At 61.5% G+C, this 24113-nt stretch carries 20 protein-coding genes; 18 read left to right on the top strand and 2 right to left on the bottom strand.

What is annotated here, in order from left to right:
* Positions 1-21: 21 nt before the first annotated feature.
* The 11 genes from hfq (at position 22) to ant(6) (ending at position 12018) form a co-directional block, all read left to right on the top strand.
* Entirely contained in the window at positions 22-264 is a 243-nt protein-coding gene (gene hfq / locus VQ071_RS09150; RefSeq protein WP_340513656.1) for an RNA chaperone Hfq, read from the top strand.
* 161 nt (positions 265-425) lie between these two features.
* Positions 426-3062 carry a transglycosylase domain-containing protein gene (locus VQ071_RS09145; protein ID WP_340513654.1) on the top strand — a complete coding sequence of 879 codons (2637 nt, stop codon included), beginning with the start codon at positions 426-428 and terminating at the stop codon, positions 3060-3062.
* 142 nt (positions 3063-3204) lie between these two features.
* The gene (locus VQ071_RS09140; RefSeq protein WP_340513653.1) at positions 3205-3645 is read left to right on the top strand and encodes a GNAT family N-acetyltransferase; all 441 of its coding nucleotides are present in this window, start codon (positions 3205-3207) and stop codon (positions 3643-3645) included.
* Positions 3646-3722: 77 nt separating this feature from the next.
* Positions 3723-4283, top strand: coding sequence for a DUF402 domain-containing protein (locus VQ071_RS09135; RefSeq protein WP_340513651.1), 561 nt, complete (start codon positions 3723-3725; stop codon positions 4281-4283).
* The gene (locus VQ071_RS09130; RefSeq protein WP_340513650.1) at positions 4280-4963 is read left to right on the top strand and encodes a YdcF family protein; all 684 of its coding nucleotides are present in this window, start codon (positions 4280-4282) and stop codon (positions 4961-4963) included. The genes VQ071_RS09135 and VQ071_RS09130 overlap by 4 nt, the downstream gene beginning before the upstream one ends.
* Positions 4964-5049: 86 nt before the next feature.
* Positions 5050-6075 (top strand): AAA family ATPase, encoded by a 1026-nt coding sequence (locus tag VQ071_RS09125; protein ID WP_340513649.1) that lies wholly within the window; start codon positions 5050-5052, stop codon positions 6073-6075.
* A gap of 67 nt (positions 6076-6142) precedes the next feature.
* Entirely contained in the window at positions 6143-7459 is a 1317-nt protein-coding gene (gene hflX / locus VQ071_RS09120; protein ID WP_340513648.1) for a GTPase HflX, read from the top strand.
* A 30-nt stretch (positions 7460-7489) separates the two neighbouring features.
* Complete coding sequence (locus VQ071_RS09115) at positions 7490-8755, top strand: methionine gamma-lyase family protein (protein WP_340513647.1); 1266 nt, start codon at positions 7490-7492, stop codon at positions 8753-8755.
* 110 nt (positions 8756-8865) lie between these two features.
* A complete protein-coding gene (locus tag VQ071_RS09110; RefSeq protein ID WP_340513646.1) occupies positions 8866-9285 on the top strand; it encodes a MerR family transcriptional regulator in 420 nt (139 codons plus the stop codon).
* Between the two features lie 36 nt (positions 9286-9321).
* Positions 9322-10650: a type I glutamate--ammonia ligase gene (glnA, locus tag VQ071_RS09105; protein ID WP_340513644.1), complete on the top strand. Its 1329-nt coding sequence runs from the start codon at positions 9322-9324 to the stop codon at positions 10648-10650.
* 501 nt (positions 10651-11151) lie between these two features.
* Positions 11152-12018, top strand: coding sequence for an aminoglycoside 6-adenylyltransferase (ant(6), locus tag VQ071_RS09100; RefSeq protein WP_340513643.1), 867 nt, complete (start codon positions 11152-11154; stop codon positions 12016-12018).
* Between the two features lie 85 nt (positions 12019-12103).
* Here the strand turns inward: ant(6) and lexA are convergent, their stop codons facing one another.
* Positions 12104-12727, bottom strand: a complete 624-nt coding sequence (gene lexA, locus VQ071_RS09095) for a transcriptional repressor LexA (protein WP_340513642.1) — start codon at positions 12725-12727, stop codon at positions 12104-12106.
* A 163-nt stretch (positions 12728-12890) separates the two neighbouring features.
* Between lexA and VQ071_RS09090 the strand changes: the two genes are divergently transcribed.
* The 4 genes from VQ071_RS09090 (at position 12891) to VQ071_RS09075 (ending at position 15207) form a co-directional block, all read left to right on the top strand.
* Entirely contained in the window at positions 12891-13334 is a 444-nt protein-coding gene (locus tag VQ071_RS09090; protein ID WP_340513641.1) for a LysM peptidoglycan-binding domain-containing protein, read from the top strand.
* A gap of 189 nt (positions 13335-13523) precedes the next feature.
* Positions 13524-13721, top strand: a complete 198-nt coding sequence (locus tag VQ071_RS09085; protein WP_340513640.1) for a DUF896 domain-containing protein — start codon at positions 13524-13526, stop codon at positions 13719-13721.
* Between the two features lie 113 nt (positions 13722-13834).
* Positions 13835-14353 (top strand): hypothetical protein, encoded by a 519-nt coding sequence (locus tag VQ071_RS09080; RefSeq protein WP_340513639.1) that lies wholly within the window; start codon positions 13835-13837, stop codon positions 14351-14353.
* Positions 14354-14406: 53 nt separating this feature from the next.
* Positions 14407-15207 (top strand): HAD family hydrolase, encoded by an 801-nt coding sequence (locus tag VQ071_RS09075; RefSeq protein WP_340513638.1) that lies wholly within the window; start codon positions 14407-14409, stop codon positions 15205-15207.
* A gap of 78 nt (positions 15208-15285) precedes the next feature.
* On the opposite strand, the gene VQ071_RS09070 is transcribed toward VQ071_RS09075, so the two are convergent.
* Positions 15286-15825, bottom strand: coding sequence for a cupin domain-containing protein (locus VQ071_RS09070; protein WP_340513637.1), 540 nt, complete (start codon positions 15823-15825; stop codon positions 15286-15288).
* A gap of 177 nt (positions 15826-16002) precedes the next feature.
* Here VQ071_RS09070 and metH point away from each other — a divergent pair, with 177 nt between their 5' ends.
* The 3 genes from metH to VQ071_RS09055 all read left to right on the top strand — a co-directional run bounded on the left by metH (position 16003) and on the right by VQ071_RS09055 (position 23768).
* Entirely contained in the window at positions 16003-19452 is a 3450-nt protein-coding gene (gene metH, locus VQ071_RS09065; RefSeq protein ID WP_340513636.1) for a methionine synthase, read from the top strand.
* A 438-nt stretch (positions 19453-19890) separates the two neighbouring features.
* The gene (locus VQ071_RS09060; protein WP_340513635.1) at positions 19891-22185 is read left to right on the top strand and encodes a DEAD/DEAH box helicase; all 2295 of its coding nucleotides are present in this window, start codon (positions 19891-19893) and stop codon (positions 22183-22185) included.
* Entirely contained in the window at positions 22182-23768 is a 1587-nt protein-coding gene (locus VQ071_RS09055) for a ribonuclease H-like domain-containing protein (protein WP_340513634.1), read from the top strand. Before VQ071_RS09060 ends, VQ071_RS09055 begins: the two co-directional genes overlap by 4 nt.
* Positions 23769-24113 lie beyond the last annotated feature (345 nt).

The following is a 24113-nucleotide window of genomic DNA, read 5'->3' as shown; positions in this document are numbered from 1 at the left end:
TGGCGATGGGGGATACCGGTAATGAACAAGTCCATTAACATCCAGGATACGTTTCTGAATCAACTGCGCAAGGATAGCGTGCCCGTCACGGTATACTTGACCAACGGATTCCAGATCCGCGGCGTCGTCCGCGCCTTCGACAACTTTACGATCGTGATCGACAGCGACGGACGCCAGCAGATGGTTTACAAGCACGCCATCAGCACGTTTATGCCCCAACGCAACGTATCTCTGCAGCAGCAGGACACCGGGGCCAACGCCTGAAGCGGCAGCCGCCGGCTCCGCCCATGCGAAACCTTTCACCCCCATTTAGCGTCTAAATGAATAGCCAGACCGCCGAGCAACCCAAGTCCTGGGTTGTTCTTCTTTTGGGCGGGTATGGTATAGACAGAGAAAAACCAACTGTTAAAAGGGGAGAAAAGCCATTGGCTCAGTCTGCACCGAATCCGTCTCGAAAGGGAAAGGGCGGCAAGCCGCCTCGCAAGCGCGGACGCGGCAAGGTCGCGCTCATCTGGTTCATCTGCATAGCCGTACTGGCTGTACTCGCGGCGGCTGTCGCGTATTTGCTCGTCATTTTAAACGGAGAACGCGTTCTATCGGCCAATATCAATAAGCTTAATCTCGACCGCTCGACGATCATCGCCGACGCGGACGGCAAACAAATCTCCAAAATATCGATTACGGGCGGCAACCGCGAATACGTATATTACAAGGATATTCCCAAGCAGGTTGTCGACGCCTTCGTCGCTACGGAGGACAAGCGGTTTTTCGAGCACGGCGGGGTCGACCTGTTCGGCATCGGCCGGGCGCTCGTCAAGGACGTCGTGGCGCGCAGCATGGTCGAGGGCGCCAGCACGATCACCCAGCAGCTCGCGCGGAACCTGTTCCTGAACGCGGACAAGACCTGGTTCCGCAAAGGCACGGAGGCATCGATCGCCCTCGCGCTCGAGCGGCACAAGTCGAAGGAAGAGATCCTCGAGCTGTATCTGAACCGGATTTACTTCGGCAACGGGCAGTACGGCATCAAGACGGCGGCGAAGTTCTACTTCGGCGTCGGCGATCTCGACCAGCTCAAGACGTGGCAGATCGCCACGCTGGCCGCTATTCCGAAGGGGCCGAGCATTTACAACCCCTACAAGCACCCGGACAACTCGATGGAGCGGCGCGCCGTCATCTTGCGGCTCATGACGGACCAGGGGCTCATTACGGAGGAGGAGCGGGCGGAGGCGGCCGCGGTCGTCTACAAGCCGTCGATGGCGATGACGAACACGAGCAAGTTCGCCAGCTACTCCGACTATGTGATCGACGAGGCGCTTGATAAGCTCGGTCTTACGGAGGAGGAGCTGCTGTCCGGCGGCTATACGATCTTTACGACGATCGATACGCAGGCACAGACGGCCATGGAGAGCGAATTCGCCAAGGACGCCAACTTCGAGAAAAGCGTGGACGATACGCCGATTCAGGGCGCGATGGTCATCATGGATCAGCACGACGGCTCGCTCAAGGCGATGGTCGGCGGCCGCGATTATCAGAAGAGCGGCCTGAACCGCGTGGAGAGCCGGCGCCAGCCGGGGTCCTCGTTCAAGCCGATCGTCTCGTACGGTCCCGCGCTTGAGACGGGCAACTTCACGCCGGATTCGATATTGCGGGACGACAAGATCTGCTACAACAACGGCAAATACTGTCCGAAGGATTCGAACAAAAACGCTTATGTCGGCGCCATCGCAATGAAAGATGCAATCAGAAACTCGATCAACCAGCCGGCCGTCTGGCTGCTCAACGAGATCGGCGTGTCCACGGGCGTCAAGTTCGCGGGCAAGCTCGGCATCGAGCTGGACAAGGAAGACCGCAATCTCGCGATCGCGCTCGGCGGCCTGACCCGCGGCGTGACGCCGGTGCAGATGGCGCGTGCTTACAGCACATTTGCGAACGGCGGCAAGCTGCAGGATGCGCACGCCATCCTGAAGGTTACGGACGCTTCGGGCAAGACGGTGTACTCGTTCAAGCAGGACAAGGACAATCAAGTCATCAAGTCGATGACCGCCTATTATGTGACCGAGCTCATGAAGGGTGTCGTGAGCGGGGGCACGGGCAAGAGCGCCCAGATCAGCGGGCGCACGGTGGCCGGCAAGACAGGGACAACGCAGCTCGGCATCAGCGGCGTCAGCTCCGGAGGCAACCGGGACGTCTGGTTCGTGGGCTACACGCCCGAATATACGGCGGCCGTCTGGATGGGCTACGACAAGACGGACACCAAGCACTTTGTCAAAAACAGCAGCGGCCAGGCGGCCAAGCTGTTCTCCAAGATCATGACGAAGGCGCTGGAGGGCAAGGCGAAGCAAGCGTTCCCCGTGCCCGAGCAGGCGCAGGAACCTACGCCGCCGCCTACGCCGCAGACGGAAGCGATCACGGATCTGACGGGCGAATACGATACCGAGCAGGTCGCCGTCGAGCTGGGCTGGTCGGAGGTGGCCGGGGACGGCATCACCTACAAGATCTACCGTCAAGGCGGCGAAGACAAAGCCTTCAAGCAGCTGGCCGAATCGGTGACGCCTTCCTACGAGGATCTGTCCATCTTGCCGGATACGACCTATACGTATTATGTAAGGCCGTACGATGCGGCGACGAACACGGAGGGCGCAGAGTCGAATCGCGTCACCGTCCAGGTGACGACGGCGTTCGAACCTACGCCGGAGCCTACCGACGGACTGCCGCCTGTGGAGACGGAATCGCCCGACATCGGCGGCGATCCGGGCCGGCAGCCTCCGGAGGAGCCGTCGCCGGATCCGAATCAACCGAAGCCCGGCGAATCCCAGAGCCCGCCGCCTGCGTCGTCGAAGCCGCCCGGACCGTCACAGCCGTCCGGACCGGCGCAGCCGCCTGCGGGGTCCGAGCAGCCGGCAGGGACAACACCGCAGGGCGGGCCCGGCAAGGCGGCGACCCCGCCCTCGGAACAGCCGTCCGGCAAGCCGACGGGTCCGGGACGGCAGACGGCCAATAACAACAAGAGCAACGACAACAATCAGGCCGATCCTATGAATCAGACTCCGACGACGCCTTGAGCCGGCCGACCGGCAGGCAGGGCAGGACAGATCGGTTCAAGACATTGCATTTGTTCAGACAAGCGGCCCCCACCGCTTGTCTTTTTTTATATTTTTGTTCAGAATAGGTTCATTATAGATACCTATTGATGGAGGAATCGCGATGGATTGCAAGCTGGTGACCACACCGGCGGAGCTGGAGCAGAGTCTGGCCGTCCGCATGGAAGTATTCGTGAAGGAGCAGGGCGTGTCGCCCGAGGAGGAAGTGGACCGTCACGACGCATCGCCGGCCGCGAGCCGCCATTTCCTCGCGACGGACGCCGGTGCGCCCGTAGGCGCGGGGCGCTGGATCATTTACGAGCCCGGCACGGCCAAGCTGCAGCGGATTGCGGTAAAGCGCTCCTATCGCGGGCGTTCGGTCGGCCGGCAGCTCGTGCAGGCGATGGAGCGCGACGCGGCGCAGCTCGGCTTCGGCGAGGCCATCCTGGACGCCCAGTGCAGCGCCGAGGCTTTTTATGCCAAGCTCGGGTACGAGACGATCTCGCAGGAGCCCTTTTACGACGCCGGCATCTTGCATGTCAGAATGCGCAAGCCGTTGGGGTAAGATAGCTTAACTGGTTCGCACAGGCAAGTTGTGGTAAGCTTTGTGTAAACCTGACTATCGTGAACGAGAGAGGATTTATGAAACGAAAATTTTCCGATCGGGCCAACTGGCGCCGTATTTTAAAAAGAAACTATGCGTGCATCCCGATGGACGAGCCTTATTTCCGCGGCTTCGTGACGCTGTACAGGATCCAGGATCTCCGGGACCCCCTGTGGAAGGAATACAACGGCAAGCGAATGTGCCTGGCGGACAAGGGCTACCTTTGGACGCAGCATTATCCACGCGGGGAGCACTTCGTCGTGACGACGATGTTCGATTCGCGCGGACAAGTCGTCCAGTGGTACATCGATATATGCAAGACGCAGGGGCTGACCGACCAGCAAGTGCCCTGGTTCGACGACCTGTATCTCGATATCGTCGTGCTGCCTACGGGCGAGACGCTGCTGCTGGACGAGGACGAGCTGGAGGAGGCGCTGGACGACGGCCATATTACCCAGCGCGATTCGGCGATGGCGCACAGAACCGCGCAGCGGCTGCTGTCGCTCATCCGCCAGAAGAAGTTCCCGTACTTCGAGATGAGCCTCAAGCACCGCAAGCTGTTCCTTGAGCGTCTCGGCTGGGAGAGCGGGACGCCGTGACCGGGCCGGCGAAGCGCGATGGCCGCGCCGTCTTGCCGGGGGATGCCGGGCGTCCCGTCCGCGCCGCGTTCAGCAGGCGCAGGGTCTTGCTGCGCGCGGCGGTGTCGGCCGCGTGCCTCGGACTGCTGGCGCTGCTCGTCTGGTGCGGGAGCTTGTTTGTCATCATTAACCGGTTCCATGGCGAGCCCGCCCGGGGTCTCCCGCAGCCGTCCGACGTCGGCATCGTGCTGGGCGCGTCGCTCTGGGACAACAAGCCGAGCCCGGGGCTGCGCGAGCGTCTGGATCAGGCACTGTCGCTGTACAAGGCGCAGGTGTTCGCCAGGTTCATCGTAACCGGCGGTCTGGACGCGGGAGGCGCCGTGCTGACGGAAGCGGAGGGAATGCGCGACTATCTGATGCAGCAGGGCGTGCCTCAGGATGCGATTTTCATCGAGCCCAAGGCGACGAGCACCTACGAGAATCTGCGATTTTCCCGCGAGCTGATGGAGGCGCACGGATGGCGTACGGCGGTCATCGTGACGCATCAATATCACGGAGCGAGATCGCTCGACATCGCCGAGGCGCTGGATTACGAGCGGCCGCAGGTCAGCGTGACCGATTCGCAGGTCATGAACATGTCGTACCACAGATCCCGCGAGGTGCTCGCTTATACGAAGTGGCTGCTGCAGAAGTGGCTGTAGCGTTCGTTGCATGATGCACGGCCGGTCCGAATAGACTTGAAGTGCGGCGTTCGCGCCGACTTGAGGTCTGCGGGGTGGAGCTTTTCATGAGTGCGAGAGCGCATGGCGAGCGGGAGAGCGCCGCGGCGAGGCCTGCGAGACAGATCAACGTCGTGCTCCGGAGCCAGGAGGCGAACGCATCGGGCACGGCCGCGAATGCCGAGGCGCTGGGCGGCGCCAAGGGCTTGCCGTCCTCCGGACCGTGGGCGCTGTGGCAGCAGGAGCTGGAACGCATGGTCGGGCTCGACAATGTCAAGGAGCTCGTCTACGAGATATACGCGCTCCTGCAGATCGCCCAGTACCGGGGCGAGGCCGGATTACACAGCCAATCGCATGTTTATCATATGATCTTCAGAGGCAATCCGGGGACGGGCAAGACGACGGTCGCCCGGCTGCTCGCGAAGCTTTTTCAGAGCATGGGACTGCTGTCCAAGGGACATCTGGTCGAGGTGGAGCGCGCGGATCTGGTCGGCGAGTACATCGGCCATACGGCGCAGAAGACGCGGGATCTGGTCAAAAAGGCGCTGGGCGGCGTCTTGTTCGTCGACGAAGCGTACAGCCTGGCCAGAGGCGGCGAAAAAGACTTCGGCAAGGAAGCGATCGATACGCTCGTCAAGGCGATGGAGGATCACCGCAACCAGTTCGTGCTTATCCTCGCGGGCTATCCGCTGGAGATCGACATGTTTATGATGACGAATCCGGGCTTGCCGTCCAGGTTCCCGATTCAGATGGATTTTCCCGACTTTACGGTCGACCAGCTGCTGCAGATTGCCGAGGGCATGGCCCGGGAGCGCGATTACGTGCTGCTGCCGCAGGCGGTCGCGAAGCTCAAGCAGAACGTGCTTCAGGAGCGGGAGAACGTAGCCCAGTCGTTCAGCAATGCGCGATACGTGCGCAATATGCTCGAGCGCGCGATCCGCAATCAGGCGGTCAGGCTGCTGCAGCAGTATCCGTCGGCTTCACCGTCGCGGCAGGAGCTGGTAGGGATCAGGCCCGAGGATCTGAGGCCGCTGCCGGCTCCTTCGTCGCTCGGGGCGGCGGGCGGGTCCGCTTTTGGCTGGGGAATGAGATAAAGCGAGGGCGGCTGCGGGTACAATATTGAGGACGATATTCGAAGCAATGGAGGCAGCCGAACGCAGGATGAAGCCGAATTCATACGATACGGGCTCGCAGTTGGCCGAGCGCGCGCTGCTCGTCAGCCTGGTGACGGACGCCGTGCGCCGAACGGACGCCGATCCGATTCATTCGCTCGACGAGCTGGCGCATCTGGCGGAGACGGCGGGCGTCGAGGTAGCCGGGCGTCTGATGCAAAATCGGGACGTTCCCGATACGAGGTGGTTCGTCGGCAAAGGCAAGGCGCAGGAGCTGAAGCAGCGAATCGCCGAGGAACATGCGACGACCGCGATCTTCGACCAGGAGCTGTCCGGCGTCCAGGTGCGCAATCTTGAAGAAGAGCTCGACGTGAAAATCATCGACCGCACGCAGCTGATACTGGACATATTCGCAGGACGCGCCAAGACGAGAGAAGGCATCCTGCAGGTCGAGCTGGCGCAGCTCTCTTACCTGCTGCCCCGCTTGTCGGGCCAAGGCAAAAATCTGTCCCGTCTCGGCGGCGGAATCGGGACGCGGGGACCCGGCGAGACGAAGCTGGAGACCGACCGCCGGCATATCCGGAACCGGATCGGGGAGCTGAAGCGCCAGCTCGCCAGCGTGACCGCGCACCGCAAGCTGCACCGCGAACGCCGCAAAAAGAACGGCGTCGTACAGGTCGCGCTCGTCGGCTACACGAACGCCGGCAAGTCGACGCTTCTGCGGCAGCTCACGAGCGCGGACGTGCTCGCGGAGAATAGACTGTTCGCGACGCTCGATCCGACCTCGCGCACGCTCGCGCTGCCGAGCGGCAAGGAAGTGCTGCTCACCGACACGGTCGGCTTCATCCAGAACCTGCCGCACGATCTGGTGGCCGCCTTCCGGGCGACGCTCGAGGAAGTGAACGAAGCGGATCTGCTGCTGCATATCGTCGATGCCTCCTCTCCCATGAGAGACCGGCAGCGGGCGGTCGTCGACGAAGTGCTCGGCGAGCTGGGCGCCGGCGGGCAGCCGACGCTGCTCGTGTACAACAAGATCGACGATTGCCCGCCTTCGGACATCGGCGTCCTGGCCGGCGGGCCGGATTCGCTTCGTGTGAGCGCATTCAGCGCCCGTGATATGGAGACGCTCGTCCGCCGGATCGAGGACAAGCTCCTCGGCGAGGTGCGTTTGCTGTCGCTGCCCGCATCGCGCGGCGAGCTGGCTGCGCTCGCCTATCGCGTAGGCGAAGTGCTCGATCGCCGTACGGACGAGGACCGGCTGCTGCTGCGGCTGCGGATCAACCCGGACGATCTGCTTAAGCACGGCGGGCCGCTGGGCGATTTTTTTGTGGAGCATACGAATACGGCCGAGGCGCTGGAGCAATAGCGGATTCGGATTGGGGAGCAGCCGAGGAACATGACATACGACAAGGAACAACTCGAATTGCAATGGCAGCGGCTGTCGGAGCGCGCCGAGGCGCTTGCCGCCGGGCGGTTCGCCGAGACGGACCGCATCGCCGAGCGCAACAACTGGAAGGTTATCCGCGCATTTCAGAAGCATAAAGTCAGCGATTACCATTTCGCCTCGTCGACGGGCTACGGGTACAACGACCGGGGCCGCGAGGTGCTGGATCTCGTATATGCGGATGTGTTCGGAGCGGAGGCCGCGCTGGTGCGGCCTCATTTTGCGTCCGGCACGCATACGATCTCGACGGCGCTGTTCGGCGCGCTGCGACCGGGGGACGAGCTGATCTTCGTGACCGGCGACCCGTACGACACGCTTCGCAAGGTCGTCGGCAAGCCGGGCGACGGCAGCGGCTCGCTCGCCGAGTGGGGGATCAAGGCTAGGTCGGTACCGCTGCTGGCGGACGGCGGCGTCGACTGGCCGGCGGTCGCGGCGGCCGTGACGCCCGCCACCCGCATGTTCGCGATTCAGCGCTCGCGCGGCTACGAATGGCGGTCTTCCTTTACGATCGAGCAGATCGCGGAGATGGTGCGCCGGCTCAGGGAGATCAAGCCCGATGCGGTGATCTTCGCCGACAACTGCTACGGCGAATTCACCGAAGACCGGGAGCCCTGCGAGGTCGGCGTAGACCTGATCGCCGGCTCGCTCATTAAAAATCCGGGCGGAGGACTCGCGCCGAGCGGCGGATATATCGCCGGCCGGCGCGAACTCGTCGATCAGGCCGCCTACCGGCTGACCGCGCCGGGCATCGGCGCGGAGGTGGGGGCGATGCTCGGCGCGACGCGGTCCATCTATCAGGGCTTGTTCCTCGCGCCGCTGCTCGTCTCGCAGGCCGTCCGCGGCAGCATTTTCGCGGCTGCCATCTTCGCCGCGCTCGGATTCGAGACCAAGCCTGCCTGGGACGAGCCTCGGACCGACCTGATCCAGGCGATCGCCTTCGGCGCGGAGGCGCCGCTCATCGCCTTCGTGCAGGCGGTGCAGCGCGCAGCGGCCGTCGACGCCCATGTCGTGCCCGAGCCGTGGGACATGCCCGGCTACGAACATCCCGTCATCATGGCCGCGGGCACATTCATCCAGGGCGGCAGCCTGGAGCTGTCGGCGGACGCGCCCGTCAGGGAGCCGTACATCGCTTACATGCAGGGCGGTCTGACCTACGCGCATGTCAAGCTGGCCGTCAGGGAAGCCTGGGAGACGCTGCATCTTCTCGGGCTCGCTTGAGACTAAATGTCGTTTGGAAATAAACCTTACATTCCTTGACACGTTTTGCGGGTCGGGCTACAATAAAATGAGTTGCAAAAATCCGCGCCCGGATGGAAGGTTGATACGAAATGGCTGGCGACGAAATACGCAGAAATATGGCGCTGTTCCCGATTGGCATTGTCATGAAGTTGACCGATCTGACCGCCCGGCAAATACGATACTACGAGCAGCATGAGTTAATTCAACCCGCTCGGACGGCCGGCAATCAGCGACTGTTCTCGTTTAACGACGTCGAACGTCTGCTCGAGATCAAGGCGCTGATCGAAAAGGGTGTTAATATCGCGGGCATCAAGCAAGTGATGAACCCGGTCGGTGACGACGCCGACGATGCGACGATTATCAACGAACAGTCGGAGAACAAGCGGCGCGAGATGTCCGAGTCTCAGCTGCATCGCATGCTCAAGCAGCAAATCATGTCGGGCAACAGACGCCCTGGCCAGGTCTCGATCATTCAAGGCGAGCTGTCGCGGTTCTACAAGAACAAGTAGACGTAACCTACAACGATCAATACTAGGAGGCTGTTCATGAGCTATACGCGCGAAGACATCATTCGGATCGCCAAGGAAGAAAATGTCCGCTTCATCCGCCTGCAATTCACCGATCTCATGGGCATCATCAAAAACGTGGAAATTCCGGTGAGCCAGCTGACCAAGGCGCTGGACAACAAGATGATGTTCGACGGCTCCTCGATCGAAGGGTATGTGCGAATCGAAGAGTCCGATATGTACCTGTATCCCGATCTCGACACCTGGGTCGTATTCCCGTGGGTGACGGAGGATCGTGTCGCACGCCTCATCTGCGACATCTATATGCCTGACGGCACGCCGTTCGCGGGCGATCCGCGGGGAATTCTGAAGCGGGCGCTCGAGGAGGCGGAGGAGCTCGGCTTCACGTCGTTCAACGTCGGTCCCGAGCCGGAGTTCTTCCTGTTCCAGACGGACGAGAAGGGCAATCCGACGACCGAGCTGAACGACCAGGGCGGCTACTTCGATCTGGCCCCGACCGATCTGGGCGAGAACTGCCGCCGCGACATCGTGCTCATGCTCGAGGAGATGGGCTTCGAGATCGAGGCGTCCCACCACGAGGTCGCGCCCGGCCAGCACGAGATCGACTTCAAGTATGCCGACGCGATCAAGGCGGCGGACCAGATCCAGACGTTCAAGCTCGTCGTCAAGACGATCGCGCGCAAGCACGGGCTGCACGCGACGTTCATGCCGAAGCCGCTGTACGGGATGAACGGCTCGGGCATGCACTGCCATCAGTCGCTGTTCAAGGGCTCGGACAACGCCTTCTACGACGCGAACGACCGGCTCGGCCTGAGCGCGACGGCGCGTCATTACATGGCGGGCATCCTGCAGCACGCGCGGGGCATGGCCGCCATCACAAATCCGACGGTCAACTCGTTCAAGCGGCTCGTACCCGGCTACGAAGCGCCTTGCTATGTCGCATGGTCGGCGAGCAACCGCAGCCCGATGATCCGCATCCCGGCTTCCCGCGGTCTCAGCACGCGCGTCGAGGTTCGCAATCCGGACCCGGCGGCCAATCCGTATCTGGCTCTCGCGGTTATGCTGAAGTCCGGACTCGACGGCATTCGCAACAAGACGGCGCTGCCGGCGCCCGTCGACCGCAATATTTACGTCATGAGCGAAGAAGAGCGCATCGACGCGGGCATTCCGAGCCTGCCGCTCAACTTGCGCGAAGCGCTGTCCGAGATGCTGCGCGACGAGGTCGTATGCGAAGCGCTCGGCGATCATGCGCTGACGCATTTCTACGAGATGAAGGAAATCGAATATGACATCTATCGCACCCAGGTTCATCAATGGGAGCGGGATCAATATTTGACGACCTACTAAGGAACGGATCTATAGCGAAGCTTGCACGGCCGGCCTCTTCTTTTGAAGGGCCGGCCGTTTTCATGCTACCCCGTATGATACCGATTGCGTCGCTTGATGAACGGAAGCAAAGGGGGGGGCAATGTTGTCAGGTTAACTGCAAATATACAGTTAATCTCCGTGGTGGCGGCATTTTTCGGAGCGATAGCTGCGAATATACAGTTAATCTCGCGAAAATCGACCGTCATCCGGCTCAGGCTCGAAAATAACTGTATAAATGCAGTTATCGCCGCCAGATGTCTTGGCGCAGGAGAAAATAACTGCGGTTTGGCAGTTATCTCCCCTTTCAAGGCTGTGTTGCACGAACGGTTCGGGGAAGAACTTCAACGTAGCCGCATCCCTGTCGTCCAGGATCGTTCGTTCAAACGCAACAAACAGACCAAGGACAATACATTCATGAAGACCACGCGCCGGGGAGCGGCAGGGTTCTTAACCTGACAGCATTGGGGGGGGGGGCGGAATATGAGGAGCGAGCAGGAGATGATGCGGGTGATCGTCGAATTCGCCGCCGCGGACGACAGAATTCGATTGGCGACGCTTGAGGGCTCGCGCACGAATCCGACTGTCGACAGAGACGAATTTCAGGACTATGACATTTCCTACTTTGTGACCGACATGACGTCATTCAAGCAGGACGACCGATGGTTGGATATATTCGGCGTGCGGGCTATGATGCAGAAGCCGGAGGATATGGCGCTTTTTCCGCCGGAGCTGGGCAACTGGTTTTCTTACCTCATGCTGTTCGAGGACGGCAACAAAATGGACTTGACGCTGATTCCACTCGAGGAGACGGACAAATATTTCGAAGAGAGCGACGGTCTGGTCCAGGTGCTGCTCGATAAAGACGGACTAGTCGGACGCGAAGTGGTCGCAAGCGATCGCCAGTATTGGGTTCAACAGCCTGGGGACAGACAATTCGACGATTGCTGCAACGAGTTCTGGCTGGTCTCTGCCTATGTCGTCAAAGGGCTGGCGAGGGGAGAAATACTGTATGCGATTGATCATCTGAACGGGATAGCCCGGCCGAATCTGTTAAGGATGATGGCGTGGGAGATCGGGGCGCGGCACGGCTACACGTTCAGCGTGGGCAAAAACTACAAATATATCGACCGACATCTGCCGAAGCAGGATTGGGAGCGCTTGTTGTCTACGTATGCGGAAGATAGCTATGAGAGCATGTGGCGTTCATTGTTCGCTTGCTATGAGCTGTTCAGGAAATACGCGACTGAAGTCGCCGGTAGCTTGGGATACGTCTATCCGCCCTACGATGCGGCGATCTCGGCCTATACGCAAAAAATATACGAAGAAACGCACAGCGATGGGCGCTAGCAAACGTCGCTGCGCACAACAAAAGACTCGGCGGCGCCTTTCCGGCGGCGATGCCGAGTCTTTTTGCTGAAGGCTTCTGGACCGATCAACGAATGCTGCGGATTAAACCGATGACCTTGCCCAATATGCTGACATTGTTAAGGCGCAAAGGCTCCATCGTGCTGTTCTCGGGCTGCAGACGAATGTGATCGCGTTCCTTGTAAAAGGTCTTGACGGTCGCTTCGTCCTCTTCGGTCATCGCGACGACGATATCACCGTTCGTGGCGGTCTGCTGCTGCCTGACGATGACGAAGTCGCCGCTGTGGATGCCGGCGTCGATCATGCTGTCGCCGCGTACGGACAGCATGAACACGGTCTGCTCGCCGACCATCTGCGCGGGAAGCGGGAAGTACTCCTCGATATTCTCCGTCGCGGTGATCGGGACGCCGGCCGTAACCTTGCCCACAAGCGGGACGGGGCGGACGGACTGCGCGAAGCGGACGATCGGGTCCGGCTCGCCGTCGGTAATCTCGATCGCGCGCGGCTTGGTAGGGTCCCGACGAATAAGGCCCTTCTTCTCCAGACGATCGAGATGACCGTGCACGGTCGAGCTCGAGGCGAGGCCGACGGCTTCGCCGATCTCGCGCACGGATGGCGGATAACCTTTGTCCTTGACTTCATTTTTAATAAATTCCAATATGGCGGATTGGCGATTCGACATCTTCGACACCTCGATGCCCTCCTACAGTCTTGAGTTCATATGACAAATTATAACACAGAACCGGAGTTCGCACAAACATTCGTTCTCGGGGAACTTATGTTCGCAAAAAGTATTGACTCAAACATATGTTCGTGATAAGCTCCTATCAGAACAAACGTTTGGGGTGGATGAGATGATACAAGTTCAGCTTATCGGTTCGGACCGCAGCATCGGCACTCGCAATTCTAAGGACAATCGCATTACATATAGAAGTTCGACGGCCTTCCGCCGTCAATCGGGCCATACTGCCGCTTCTTCCGGCAAGACGACGCTGTCGTCCGCGAAGCTGCTGCGCTTGCTATTTATTCCGCTCGCCGCGCTGGTGCTGTTCGCCGGCTTGTCGATGTTGTCGGCCTCGGCCGAACCGGATACCGTGCGCCCTGCGAAGATCGGCGAATCGGTCGTGACGGTCGACAGCGGCGACACGCTCTGGTCGATCGCGCAGGATGTCAAGCCGTTCGCCATGAAGACGGGAGCCGCCGTGCATCTGATCATGAAGCGCAACGGGTTGTCGTCTTCGTCTCTGTCGTCCGGACAAAGTCTGATTTTGCCGGAGAAGCTTAGCCACTCCAGATAATCCGCGTTTTCATGTTGATTTGAGGCAGCGGACTTCGCTTCTGCTGCGCTGCTCTGTCACCATGCGATATTTGGTTGAATAGATTGATCCACAGACCGATATATTATCGGTCTTTTTGGCTTGCTGCTTGCCTTGACATTCCTGTTGTTATCATGTCAAATTAAAAGAGGCTTTTTTGGAGGTGACCCCATGGAATTCGACAAGCTGATCGCGCGGATCAACGAACTTGCCCATAAACATAAAACGGCCGGACTAACGGAAGACGAGACGGTTGAAAGACAAAAGCTGCGACAGTTGTATCTGGAAAATTTCAAGCGCAACTTCAAGCAGCAGCTCGACCAGATCGAGTGGACGGACGAACCTCCGACCGATACGATCAAGCATTAACGGCGCCGCCGATGTGCCCGGCGTCCGGAACGGACAGTCGCAAGAGAGAGTATAAGTGAAAGTCAGGCAGCGCGGCCGACAGCCGCAGTTGCCTATACATAGGGGGCTAAGCAGTGTCGCGTTCATGGGAACGAGCGGTTCAGCGCAATTCGAAGCAAATCAACAAACGGCGGAAAAAAGACGGCAAGCAAAGCCTGTCGTCCCCGGCAGTCCAGATTGACAGATTCAAAGGAAGAAGCATGATTATGCCGTTCACGCTCGTGCTGCTCATTATCTTCTACATATTGATGTTCAAGCCGTGGGCGGCGGACTTCAATCAGAGCGTCGGCATCTTCTGGTCCACGGTCGGATGTTATGTGCTGCTCGCATTGTTTTATTTCCTGCGTCGTCCTTATCTGGCCGTAACGAAGGACAAGCTTGAGACGCGCAAATTCGCAGGCTACAAGACGCTGAAGGGCATGGAGATTCGCAAGATCGTCCAGATGCCGGGCTACATCGTCATCGAGACGGTCAAGGGCGGCAACTGGGTGTTCTCGAAGCTGATGAACCGGTATCCGATCGACGCGATGGCCGTTCGTCTCAAGGAATTCGCTTCGCAGCATCAGATCGAGTGGGAGACGCGCGCCAAGTAAGCAGAGATGGTATGCGAGAATCTAGTAGCATAGGTATGGGGAGAGAACGCAGGATGGGTATTCAAGCGATTATGTTCGACCTGGACGATACGCTGTTATGGGACGACCGCAGCGTCAAGCAGGCATTCGAGGCGACTTGTGCTTACGCATCGCAGCGGACGGGGGCGGATGCCGCCGAGCTGGAGCAAGCGGTGCGCCGCGAGGCGCGGGCGCTCTATGAGACGTACGAGACGTTCCCGTTCACCCAGATGATCGGGATCAACCCGTTCGAAGGTTTGTGGGGAAACTTTACGGCGGGCGAACACGAGATGTTCCGCAAGCTTGGGCAGATCGCTCCCGACTATCGAAGAGAAGCATGGACACGCGGACTTGCGGCAGTCGGCATCGACGACGCGGCGTTCGGCGCCGAGCTGGCGGAGCAGTTCCCGATGCACCGGCGCAAGCTGCCGATCGCCTATGAAGAGACGTTCTCCGTGCTCGACGAGCTGCAGGGCAAGTACAAGCTGCTGCTGCTCACGAACGGCTCGCCCGATCTGCAGGAGGAGAAGCTGGCGATGACGCCGGAGCTGGTCCCGTACTTCGACGAGATCGTCATCTCGGGCAGCTTCGGCGAAGGCAAGCCGTCGCCGAAGCTGTTCGCTCATGCGCTCGAGCGGCTCGGACTCGAAGTCGGCGACTGCATCATGGTCGGCGACAAGCTGACGACCGATATCAAGGGCGCCAACGGCGTCGGCATGATCTCGGTATGGATCAACCGGCACGGCGCCGTCCGCAGCGACGAGATCGTGCCCGCCTACGAGATCGCTTCGCTCAGCGAGCTGCCCGGCTTGGCGGCGCGCCTGTCCGCCGAATGACGAGCTGCGTTCATTAAACAAGCCGCCTGCTTCGCGACAGCGAAGCAGGCGGCTTGTTTTCGTTAGCGGCGTTAATGATTACTTTACGAATGCAGGGTCTTCGTAAGGGTGAGCGATCCAGCCTTCCGTCTCGATAAACAGGCGCACGGCCACGACCTTCTTGGACTCGGTCAAGGTGAAGAAGTGAACGCTGCCTTCCGGTACGGAGATGACGTCTCCGGCGGTCAGGATGACGTCGAAGTAACCGGTCGCTTCGTCGCCGCGGATGATGAAGATGCCTTCGCCGGCCGTGATCGCGCGTACTTCGTCCTCGGTATGCGTGTGGATTTGCTCAAACTTTTTCAGCAGCTCCTCGATGTTCGGCGTGGACTCGGACAAGACGACGATATCCCATGTCTTGTAACCGCGGCGTCCGGCCAGGTCGCGAATCTCCTCGTCGAACGTCGAGAGGATCTCGGCCTTGTCTTCGGCGGACAGCTCGAAGTTCTCCTGCAGACGCTCCGGAAGCTTGCCCGGATTCCAGTGCTCGTACAGTACGCCTTGCTTGTCAAGGAAGGACCGGACGTTGTCTTCGCCTTCGATCAGCTCGTTCGTATTGCGCACGCGAACTTTAGCCATGTTTAATTCCCTCTTTCCCACTGTGAATTCAAGAATATGATGAATAAATTATAAACCTTGCATGCGGGTTTGTCGACAGTATCGAACGTGATCTTTCCGTGAATTCAACATTCTGCTACTATAGAAGTTAATGATTTAACCTATGAAGATACCCGGAAAAGGATGATACGTCTAAATATGACTTTAACCGATAAGAAAGTCCCTTTGCAAGAGCAGCTCAAACAGCGGATTCTGATTCTTGACGGCGCGATGGGCACGATGATTCAGCAAGCGGATCTGACGGCGGCCGACTTCGGCGGCGAAGAGCTGGAAGGCTGCAACGAGATGCTCGTGCTGACGCGCCCGGACGTCATTCAAGGCATTCACGAGCAGTATCTCGCGGCCGGAGCCGACATCATCGAGACCAACACGTTCGGCTCTACGTCCGTCGTGCTGGCGGAATACGACATCCCCGAGAAGGCGCGCGAGATCAATCTGGCTGCGGCGCGGCTCGCGCGCGAAGCCTGCGACAAGTATTCGACGCCGGACAAGCCCAGATATGCGGCAGGCGCACTCGGACCGACGACCAAGACGCTGTCCGTAACCGGAGGCGTAACGTTCGACCAGCTCGTCACGGACTACCGCGAGCAGGTGATCGCGCTCATGGAGGGCGGCGTGGATACGATCCTGATCGAGACCTGCCAGGATACGCTGAACGTCAAGGCTGCGAGCATCGGCGTCCGTCAGGCATTCGAACAGGCCGGCCGGACGCTGCCGATCATGATCAGCGGCACGATCGAGCCGATGGGCACGACGCTGGCCGGGCAGAACATCGAGTCGTTCTACGTATCGCTCGAGCACTTGAATCCGATCTCGTTCGGACTGAACTGCGCGACCGGACCCGAATTCATGCGCGACCATATCCGTACGCTGTCGGGCATCGCGAAGTCCGGCGTCAGCTGCTACCCGAACGCGGGGCTGCCCGACGAGAACGGCCATTACCACGAATCGCCCGAATCGCTCGCGCGCAAGCTGCGGGCATTCGCCGAGCAGGGCTGGCTCAATATCGCCGGCGGCTGCTGCGGCACGACGCCCGCCCATATCAAGGCGATGTCCGATGCGCTGGCGGACGTGCCGCCGCGCCGGCAGCTGGGCGAGCATCCGCCGGCCGTATCCGGCATCGAGACCGTATATATCGAGAGCGACAATCGCCCGTATATGGTCGGCGAGCGCACCAATGTGCTCGGCTCGCGCAAGTTCAAGCGGCTGATCGCCGAGGGCAAGTACGAGGAAGCGTCCGAGATCGCGCGCGCCCAGGTCAAGAGCGGCGCGCATGTCATCGACGTGTGCCTGCAGGACCCGGACCGCGACGAGACGGAGGACATGAAGAAGTTCCTGGACTTCGTCACGAAGAAGGTCAAGGCGCCGCTCATGGTCGACACGACCGACCCGGACGTCATCGACATGTCCCTGAAGTACATTCAGGGCAAGACATTAATTAACTCCATTAATCTGGAGGACGGCGAGGAGAAATTCGAGAAGGTCGTGCCGATTCTCCACAAATACGGCGCGGCCGTCGTCGTCGGCACGATCGACGAGCGGGGCCAGGCGATCACGCGGGAGGACAAGCTCGAGGTCGCCCGCCGCTCCCACGACCTGCTCGTGAGCAAATACGGCCTGCAGGCCGAGGATCTCATCTTCGATGCGCTCGTCTTCCCGGTCGGCACCGGCGACGAGCAGTATATCGGCTCGGCCAAGGAGACGATCGAAGGCATCCGTCTGATCAAGGAGACGCTGCCGAAGTGCCAGACGATTCTCGGCGTCAGCAACATCTCGTTCGGTCTGCCGGAGGCGGGTCGCGAGGTGCTGAACTCCGTGTTCCTGTACGAATGCACGAAGGCGGGCCTCGACTACGCGATCGTCAACACGGAGAAGCTGGAGCGCTACGCCTCGATTCCCGAGCATGAGCGCAAGCTGGCGGAGGCGCTGCTCTACGAGACGAACGACGATACGCTGGCGGCGTTCGTCGCCGCATTCCGCGACAAGAAGATCGAGAAAAAAGTCAAAGCCGCCAATCTGCCGCTCGAGGAGCGCCTGGCCGGCTATGTCGTCGAGGGCAGCAAGGAAGGGCTGCATGCCGACCTGGACGAAGCGCTGACGAAGTACGCGCCGCTCGATATTATTAACGGACCGCTCATGGCGGGCATGTCCGAGGTCGGGCGTCTGTTCAACAACAACGAGCTGATCGTCGCCGAGGTGCTGCAGAGCGCCGAGGTCATGAAGGCGTCCGTCGCGCATCTCGAGCCGCATATGGAGAAGGCCGATTCGGCCGTCAAGGGCAAGATCATGCTGGCGACCGTCAAGGGCGACGTGCATGACATCGGCAAAAATCTGGTCGAGATCATCCTCTCGAACAACGGCTACAAGATCGTCAACCTCGGCATCAAGGTGCCGCCGGATCAGCTGATCGCCGCCTATCGCGAGGAGAAGCCGGACGCGATCGGGCTGTCCGGCCTGCTCGTCAAGAGCGCGCAGCAGATGGTGCTGACCGCGCAGGACTTGAAGAGCGCAGGCATCGACGCGCCGATTCTCGTCGGCGGCGCGGCGCTGACGCGCAAGTTCACCAAGACGCGGATCGCGCCCGAGTACGACGGCGTCGTCCTGTATGCGAAGGATGCGATGGACGGGCTCGACATCGCGAACAGGCTGAGCGACCCGGCGCAGCGCGAGGCGATCGAGCTGGAGCACCGCACCGCGCTCGCCACGCTCGAGCGCGAGGAGGACAAGCCGGCGCGCCCGGCGCCGACCCGCGCGCGCAGCGCCAGCGTGGCGCCGGATGCGCCCGTGTTCACGCCGCCGGATTACGAGCAGCATGTGCTGCGCGACTATCCGCTGCCGCATGTGCTCCCGTATGTGAACCTGCAGATGCTGATGGGCCATCACCTCGGCCTCAAGGGCAACGTCGACGAGCTGCTCAAGGCCGGCGACGAGCGTACCGTCCAGCTCAAGGAGACGATCGACGGCATCATGGCCGACGCGCAGACGAACGGCTGGCTGAAGCCGCAGGCGATGTACCGGTTCTACCCGGCGCAGGGAGACGGCAACGACATCCTGATCTACGATCCGGCCGACCGCAAGACGGTCATCAAAAAGTTCACATTCCCGCGGCAGGCGGTCGAGCCGTACCTGTGCCTGGCGGACTTCCTGAAGCCCGTGGACAGCGGCGTGATGGACAGCGTCGGCTTCCTCGTCGTTACGGCGGGTAACGGCACGCGCGAGCAGGCGGAGATGTGGAAGGAGAGCGGAGACTATCTGCGCTCGCATGCGCTGCTCGCGACCGCGCTCGAGGTGGCGGAGGGCATGGCGGAGCGCGTGCATCAGATCATGCGCGACAACTGGGGCTTCCCGGACCCGGCCGACATGACGATGAAGCAGCGCTTCGGCGCCAGGTACCAAGGGATCCGCGTCTCGTTCGGCTATCCGGCCTGTCCCGATCTGGAGGACCAAGGGCCGTTGTTCGAGCTGATGAAGCCGGAGGATATCGGCGTGAATCTGACCGAAGGGTTCATGATGGAGCCGGAGGCTTCGGTGTCCGCGATGGTGTTCGCGCATCCGGACGCCAAGTACTTCAACGTAGACAAGGCATAGCATACTAGGCGAAAACGAGAGGCCGTCCGGCGTCGCGCGAGCGGCGAGGGACGGCCTTTTGCCGCGTGATGAGGACCGGCAGAATTAACGTGGGCATGCGCTGTCATCATGCGCTCTGGCGGGCGGCAGCGCGGTGCGCGGCGCGGCGGGTTTGCGGGAAATGTTCGAACTTTTCCCGGGAAAGCGCAGGATGCGACAACGAGCAACGCGAATCGTCCGTCGTAAAGCGAGTTTTTCGACCGAACCCCCCTGAACCCGTTCTCATTCGACGAAAATAATTAAATTGCGCGACAATTCTCATAATTTCCTGAATTCAGTTTTGATGCGGCCGAGCGGCCAAAACGAGAAATGCGATCCGCCGTTGCCGTACGAACGTACATTCTGTACAATGAAAAGTACACGAGAAAAATGTACACGACAGAAACGGAGCGATGCGGCATGAATCCCCTGACGGGCAAAGCGGCGACGATGGAGGAATGGCTCGATCACCTGAGGGGCAGCCGGGAGATCATGGAGAACGTAACGCACTGGCACACGTTGCCTGCCCGTCCCGCCCGCACCGCTCCTTTTCCGCAGATGCTCGACCCGAGATTGGCCGCGGCGCTCGGCGCCAAGGGGATCGAGACGCTGTATACGCATCAGGCTGCCGCGTTCCGCGCGGTAGAGGAAGGCCGGCATGTCGTGACCGTCACGCCCACCGCCTCCGGCAAGACGCTCTGCTACAACCTGCCGGTGCTGCAGTGTCTGCTGACCGAGCCGAGCGCACGGGCGCTGTATCTGTTCCCGACCAAGGCGCTCGCCCAGGACCAGGTGGCGGAGCTACAGGCGCTCGCCGACGCGATGGAGGTCGACATCAAGACGCATACATACGACGGGGACACGCCGCCGACCGTACGCCAGGTCATCCGCAATGCCGGCCACATCGTCGTGACGAATCCGGACATGCTGCACTCGGCGATTCTGCCGCATCACACCAAGTGGGTCAAGCTGTTCGAGAATCTCAAATATATCGTTATCGACGAGCTGCACGCCTACCGCGGCGTGTTCGGCAGTCATGTGGCCAACGTCATTCGCAGGCTGAAGCGGATCTGCCGGTTCTACGGCAGCGCACCGCAGTTCCTTTGCGCGTCGGCGACGATCGCGAACCCCCGCGAGCACGCCGAGCGGCTCGTCGAGGAGTCCTTCGCCCTCGTCGACGACAACGGCGCGCCGGCCGGGGAGAAGCATCTCGTCTTTTACAATCCGCCGGTCGTGAACAGGCAGCTCGGCATCCGGCGCTCCAGTGTGCTCGAGTCGCAGAAGCTGGCGGCTTCGCTGCTGCGCAGCGGCATCCAGACGATCGTGTTCGCGCGCAGCCGGGTGCGGGTCGAGCTGCTGCTCACTTATTTGCAGGAGCTCACGAAGCGGGAGTTCGGCTCCAAGTCGATCCGCGGCTATCGCGGCGGCTATCTGCCGAAGCTGCGGCGCGAGATCGAGAAGGGGCTGCGCAGCGGCGAGATCCGCGGCGTCGTCAGCACGAATGCGCTGGAGCTTGGCATCGACATCGGCCAGCTGCAGGCCTGCGTGCTGAACGGCTATCCCGGCTCGATCGCCAGCACATGGCAGCAATCGGGACGGGCGGGACGGCGCCACGGCAGCTCCGTTACGTTTCTCGTCGCCAGCAGCAATCCGCTCGATCAGTACCTGATTCAGCATCCGGACTATTTTCTCGGCATGCCGCCCGAGGAGGCCCGCATTCATCCGGACAACCTGCTCATCCTGCTCGACCATATCAAGTGCGCGGCGTACGAGCTTCCGTTCGAGTCGGGCGATACGTTCGGCGGGGAGAAGCTCGTCGACCTGCTCGAATTTCTGGCGGAGGAGAAGGTGCTGCACGAGACGGCCGGGCGCTGGTACTGGATGGAGCAGGCGTTCCCGGCGCATGGCATCTCGCTGCGATCGGCGGCGCAGGAGAACTTCGTCATCATCGATATGACGGACGGGCACCGCGTGCTGGGCGAGGTCGACCGGTTCGGCGCGCCGACGCTCATCCACGAGGAAGCGATCTATTTGCACGAAGGCGTGCAGTACCAGGTCGAGAAGCTGGATTATCCGGAAAAGAAGGCGTACGTGCGCGAGGTGAACGTGGATTACTTCACGGATGCGAGTCTTGCGGTCGAGCTTAAAGTGCTGCATGTCGACAAGGAGCGCGAGTCTCCCGGCGGCGCCATCGTGCGCCAGTACGGGGAGCTGATGGTGACGGCGAAGCCGACGATATTCAAAAAAATGCGCCTTCGAACGCATGAGAACATAGGTTCCGGTCCTATACATCTGCCGGAGGAGGAGCTGCATACGAGCGGGTACTGGTTCTCGTTCTCCGAGGAGGAGGCGGCCGCGCGCAGCGCGAACGATATGCAGTCCGCCCTGCTGGGGCTCGCCAACGTGCTGGTCCATCTGGCGCCGCTTCATCTGATGTGCGATCCGATGGACATCTGCGTCGTGCCGCAGGTCAAGGCCGTGCATACGAAGCGGGCGACGATCTATTTCTATGACCGCTATCCGGGCGGCATCGGGCTGAGCCAGCGTCTCTACGAGAAGCACGACGAGCTGCTGGCGGAGGCGGGGAGGCTGATCGAGGGCTGCGGCTGCCTGAGCGGCTGTCCGGCCTGCGTCGGCCCGATCGAGGAGGTCGGCCTGCTCGGCAAGGATCTGGCGCTCGGGCTGATCCAGTCTGCGGCGGGGGCCTCGCAATGAGCAGCCTGCGGGATCGGCTTGACCGTCTGCGGGCGCATGCGGCGTCGGTCAAGGAAGCAGAGGCGGCGTTCCGTGAGGCGGCCGAATCTTCTGCGGGGGCGGATGCGCGGCACGGGTCGGAGAGCGCCGGTGCTGCGGACACGCTCGGCGCGCAGGAGACAGAGCGGCTGCAGGATGCGCTCGGCGCGCAGAGCGATGTGCGAGTCGTGCCGGAGTCGGGGCTGCCGGACGAGGCGGCGGGCGAGCGGACGGCTGGGCAGTCGAAGGCTGCGGCGGTTGAACAAGGGGCGGGTGAGCGGTTGACGGACGCGCTCGGCGAGCGCTTGCCGGACCGGACCGCGAATGGGCTGCATCCTGCCTTGAGCGCGCTTGGCGTCACGGAGGTCGCGGGCGAGGCAGGCTGCTTCCTGCGGCGGCGGGCCGTCTACCCGCTCGAGCATCGGCACGGTCACTATGTGCTGTCCGAGCTGACGTCCGGCGCCGGCAGGCTGCATCCGATCGCGGCGCGGCAGAACCGGGCGGGACGCGCGGCTGTATCGGCGTCAGATGCGACGGCGAGCGTGCAGGAGCGCATCGAGGCGCATCGGCTGCTGTTCCTCGATACGGAGACGACCGGGCTCGGCGTCGGCACGGGCAACTTGCCTTTTATGATCGGGATCGGCTATGTGGATCACGGGGAACGGACATTTGTCGTCGAGCAGCTGCTCATACGTCATCCGGGCGAGGAGCGGGCGATGCTGGCCTATCTGCTCGGCAGGTTCGCGGACGTGACGCATCTGGTCACGTACAACGGCAGGTCGTTCGATTGGCCGGTGCTGACGAGCCGCTTCGTGCTGAACGGCTGGCGGCCGAGCGGCGAGGGGCCCGGCCATCTGGACTTTTTGCATCCCGCGCGCGCGCTCTGGAGAAATACGCTGCCCTCCTGCAAGCTCAGCCGCATCGAGGAGGACCGGCTCGGCATCGTCCGGAGCGAGGACGTGCCCGGATCGCTGGCGCCGGAGCTGTATATGCGCTACTTGAGCGACGGCGACGGCTCCCATCTGCGCGGCGTGTACGTGCACAACGAGCGGGACATTCTGACGCTGGCGAGCCTGGCCGTCCACTTCGGCGGATTGCTCGAAGGGCGGCTCGGCGCGCAGTGGGCGCTGCCGAGCGAGCCGGAAGAGCTGTACCGCACGGCGGCCTGGCTCGAGGAGCACGGGGGTGCGTCCCACGCGGAGCGGCTGTTCGAGGCGCTGTGCGCGGAGGAGACGCAGGACGGCCGCTGGCTGCTGCCGGCGGCCGCGCGGTTCAAGCGGCTCGGCCGGCTCGAGGAGGCGGCGGCGCTGTGGGAGCGCGCGGCGCGGCATGCGGAGGCGCGCCTGCTGCCGTCCGCGGAGGCGCATATCGAGCTCGCGATGCATTACGAGCATCGCCGCCGGGACCCGCGCGCCGCGCTCGATTATGCGGAGCGCGCGCTCGCGCTGCTGCAGCGGCGGTCCTCGCTGCGCCAGAGCGCGCGGGCGCGGGCGGAGCTCGAAGCCGTGAGGCACAGAATGGCGCGGCTTCGCCGCAAGCTGGAGGCGGCGATCCGGTCAGGGTGAGCCCGGCCGGTCGGGCGGACGGGTGTGCACACGAATGATGCATTTACACACAAGTTCGAGCATGCGGCAGCGGATAGCAACGGATGCGCCATCATGCCGCTATTCTGCGCATGTCCACCCGAAGACGACGCGACGCGACTCATTCATAGCATCGAAATGATGCCATGATGAGTCTATCCGGCGAAAGCGCCGCACCCTCGATTGCCCATAGCACCATTATGGTGCTCTCCCGCACATATTCGCCCAAACAATGCCGGCTCATCGCCCCGCCGCCCTGCCTTAATGCGCATGGCTCTGGATGGACGTGATGCCGGCTTCAAGCCTTGCACGCTGCGCGGGTTGCAG

Source organism: Cohnella sp. 56, assembly GCF_037963805.1.
Classification (GTDB): domain Bacteria; phylum Bacillota; class Bacilli; order Paenibacillales; family Paenibacillaceae; genus Cohnella.
This window is presented reverse-complemented; position numbering and strand designations above follow the sequence as displayed.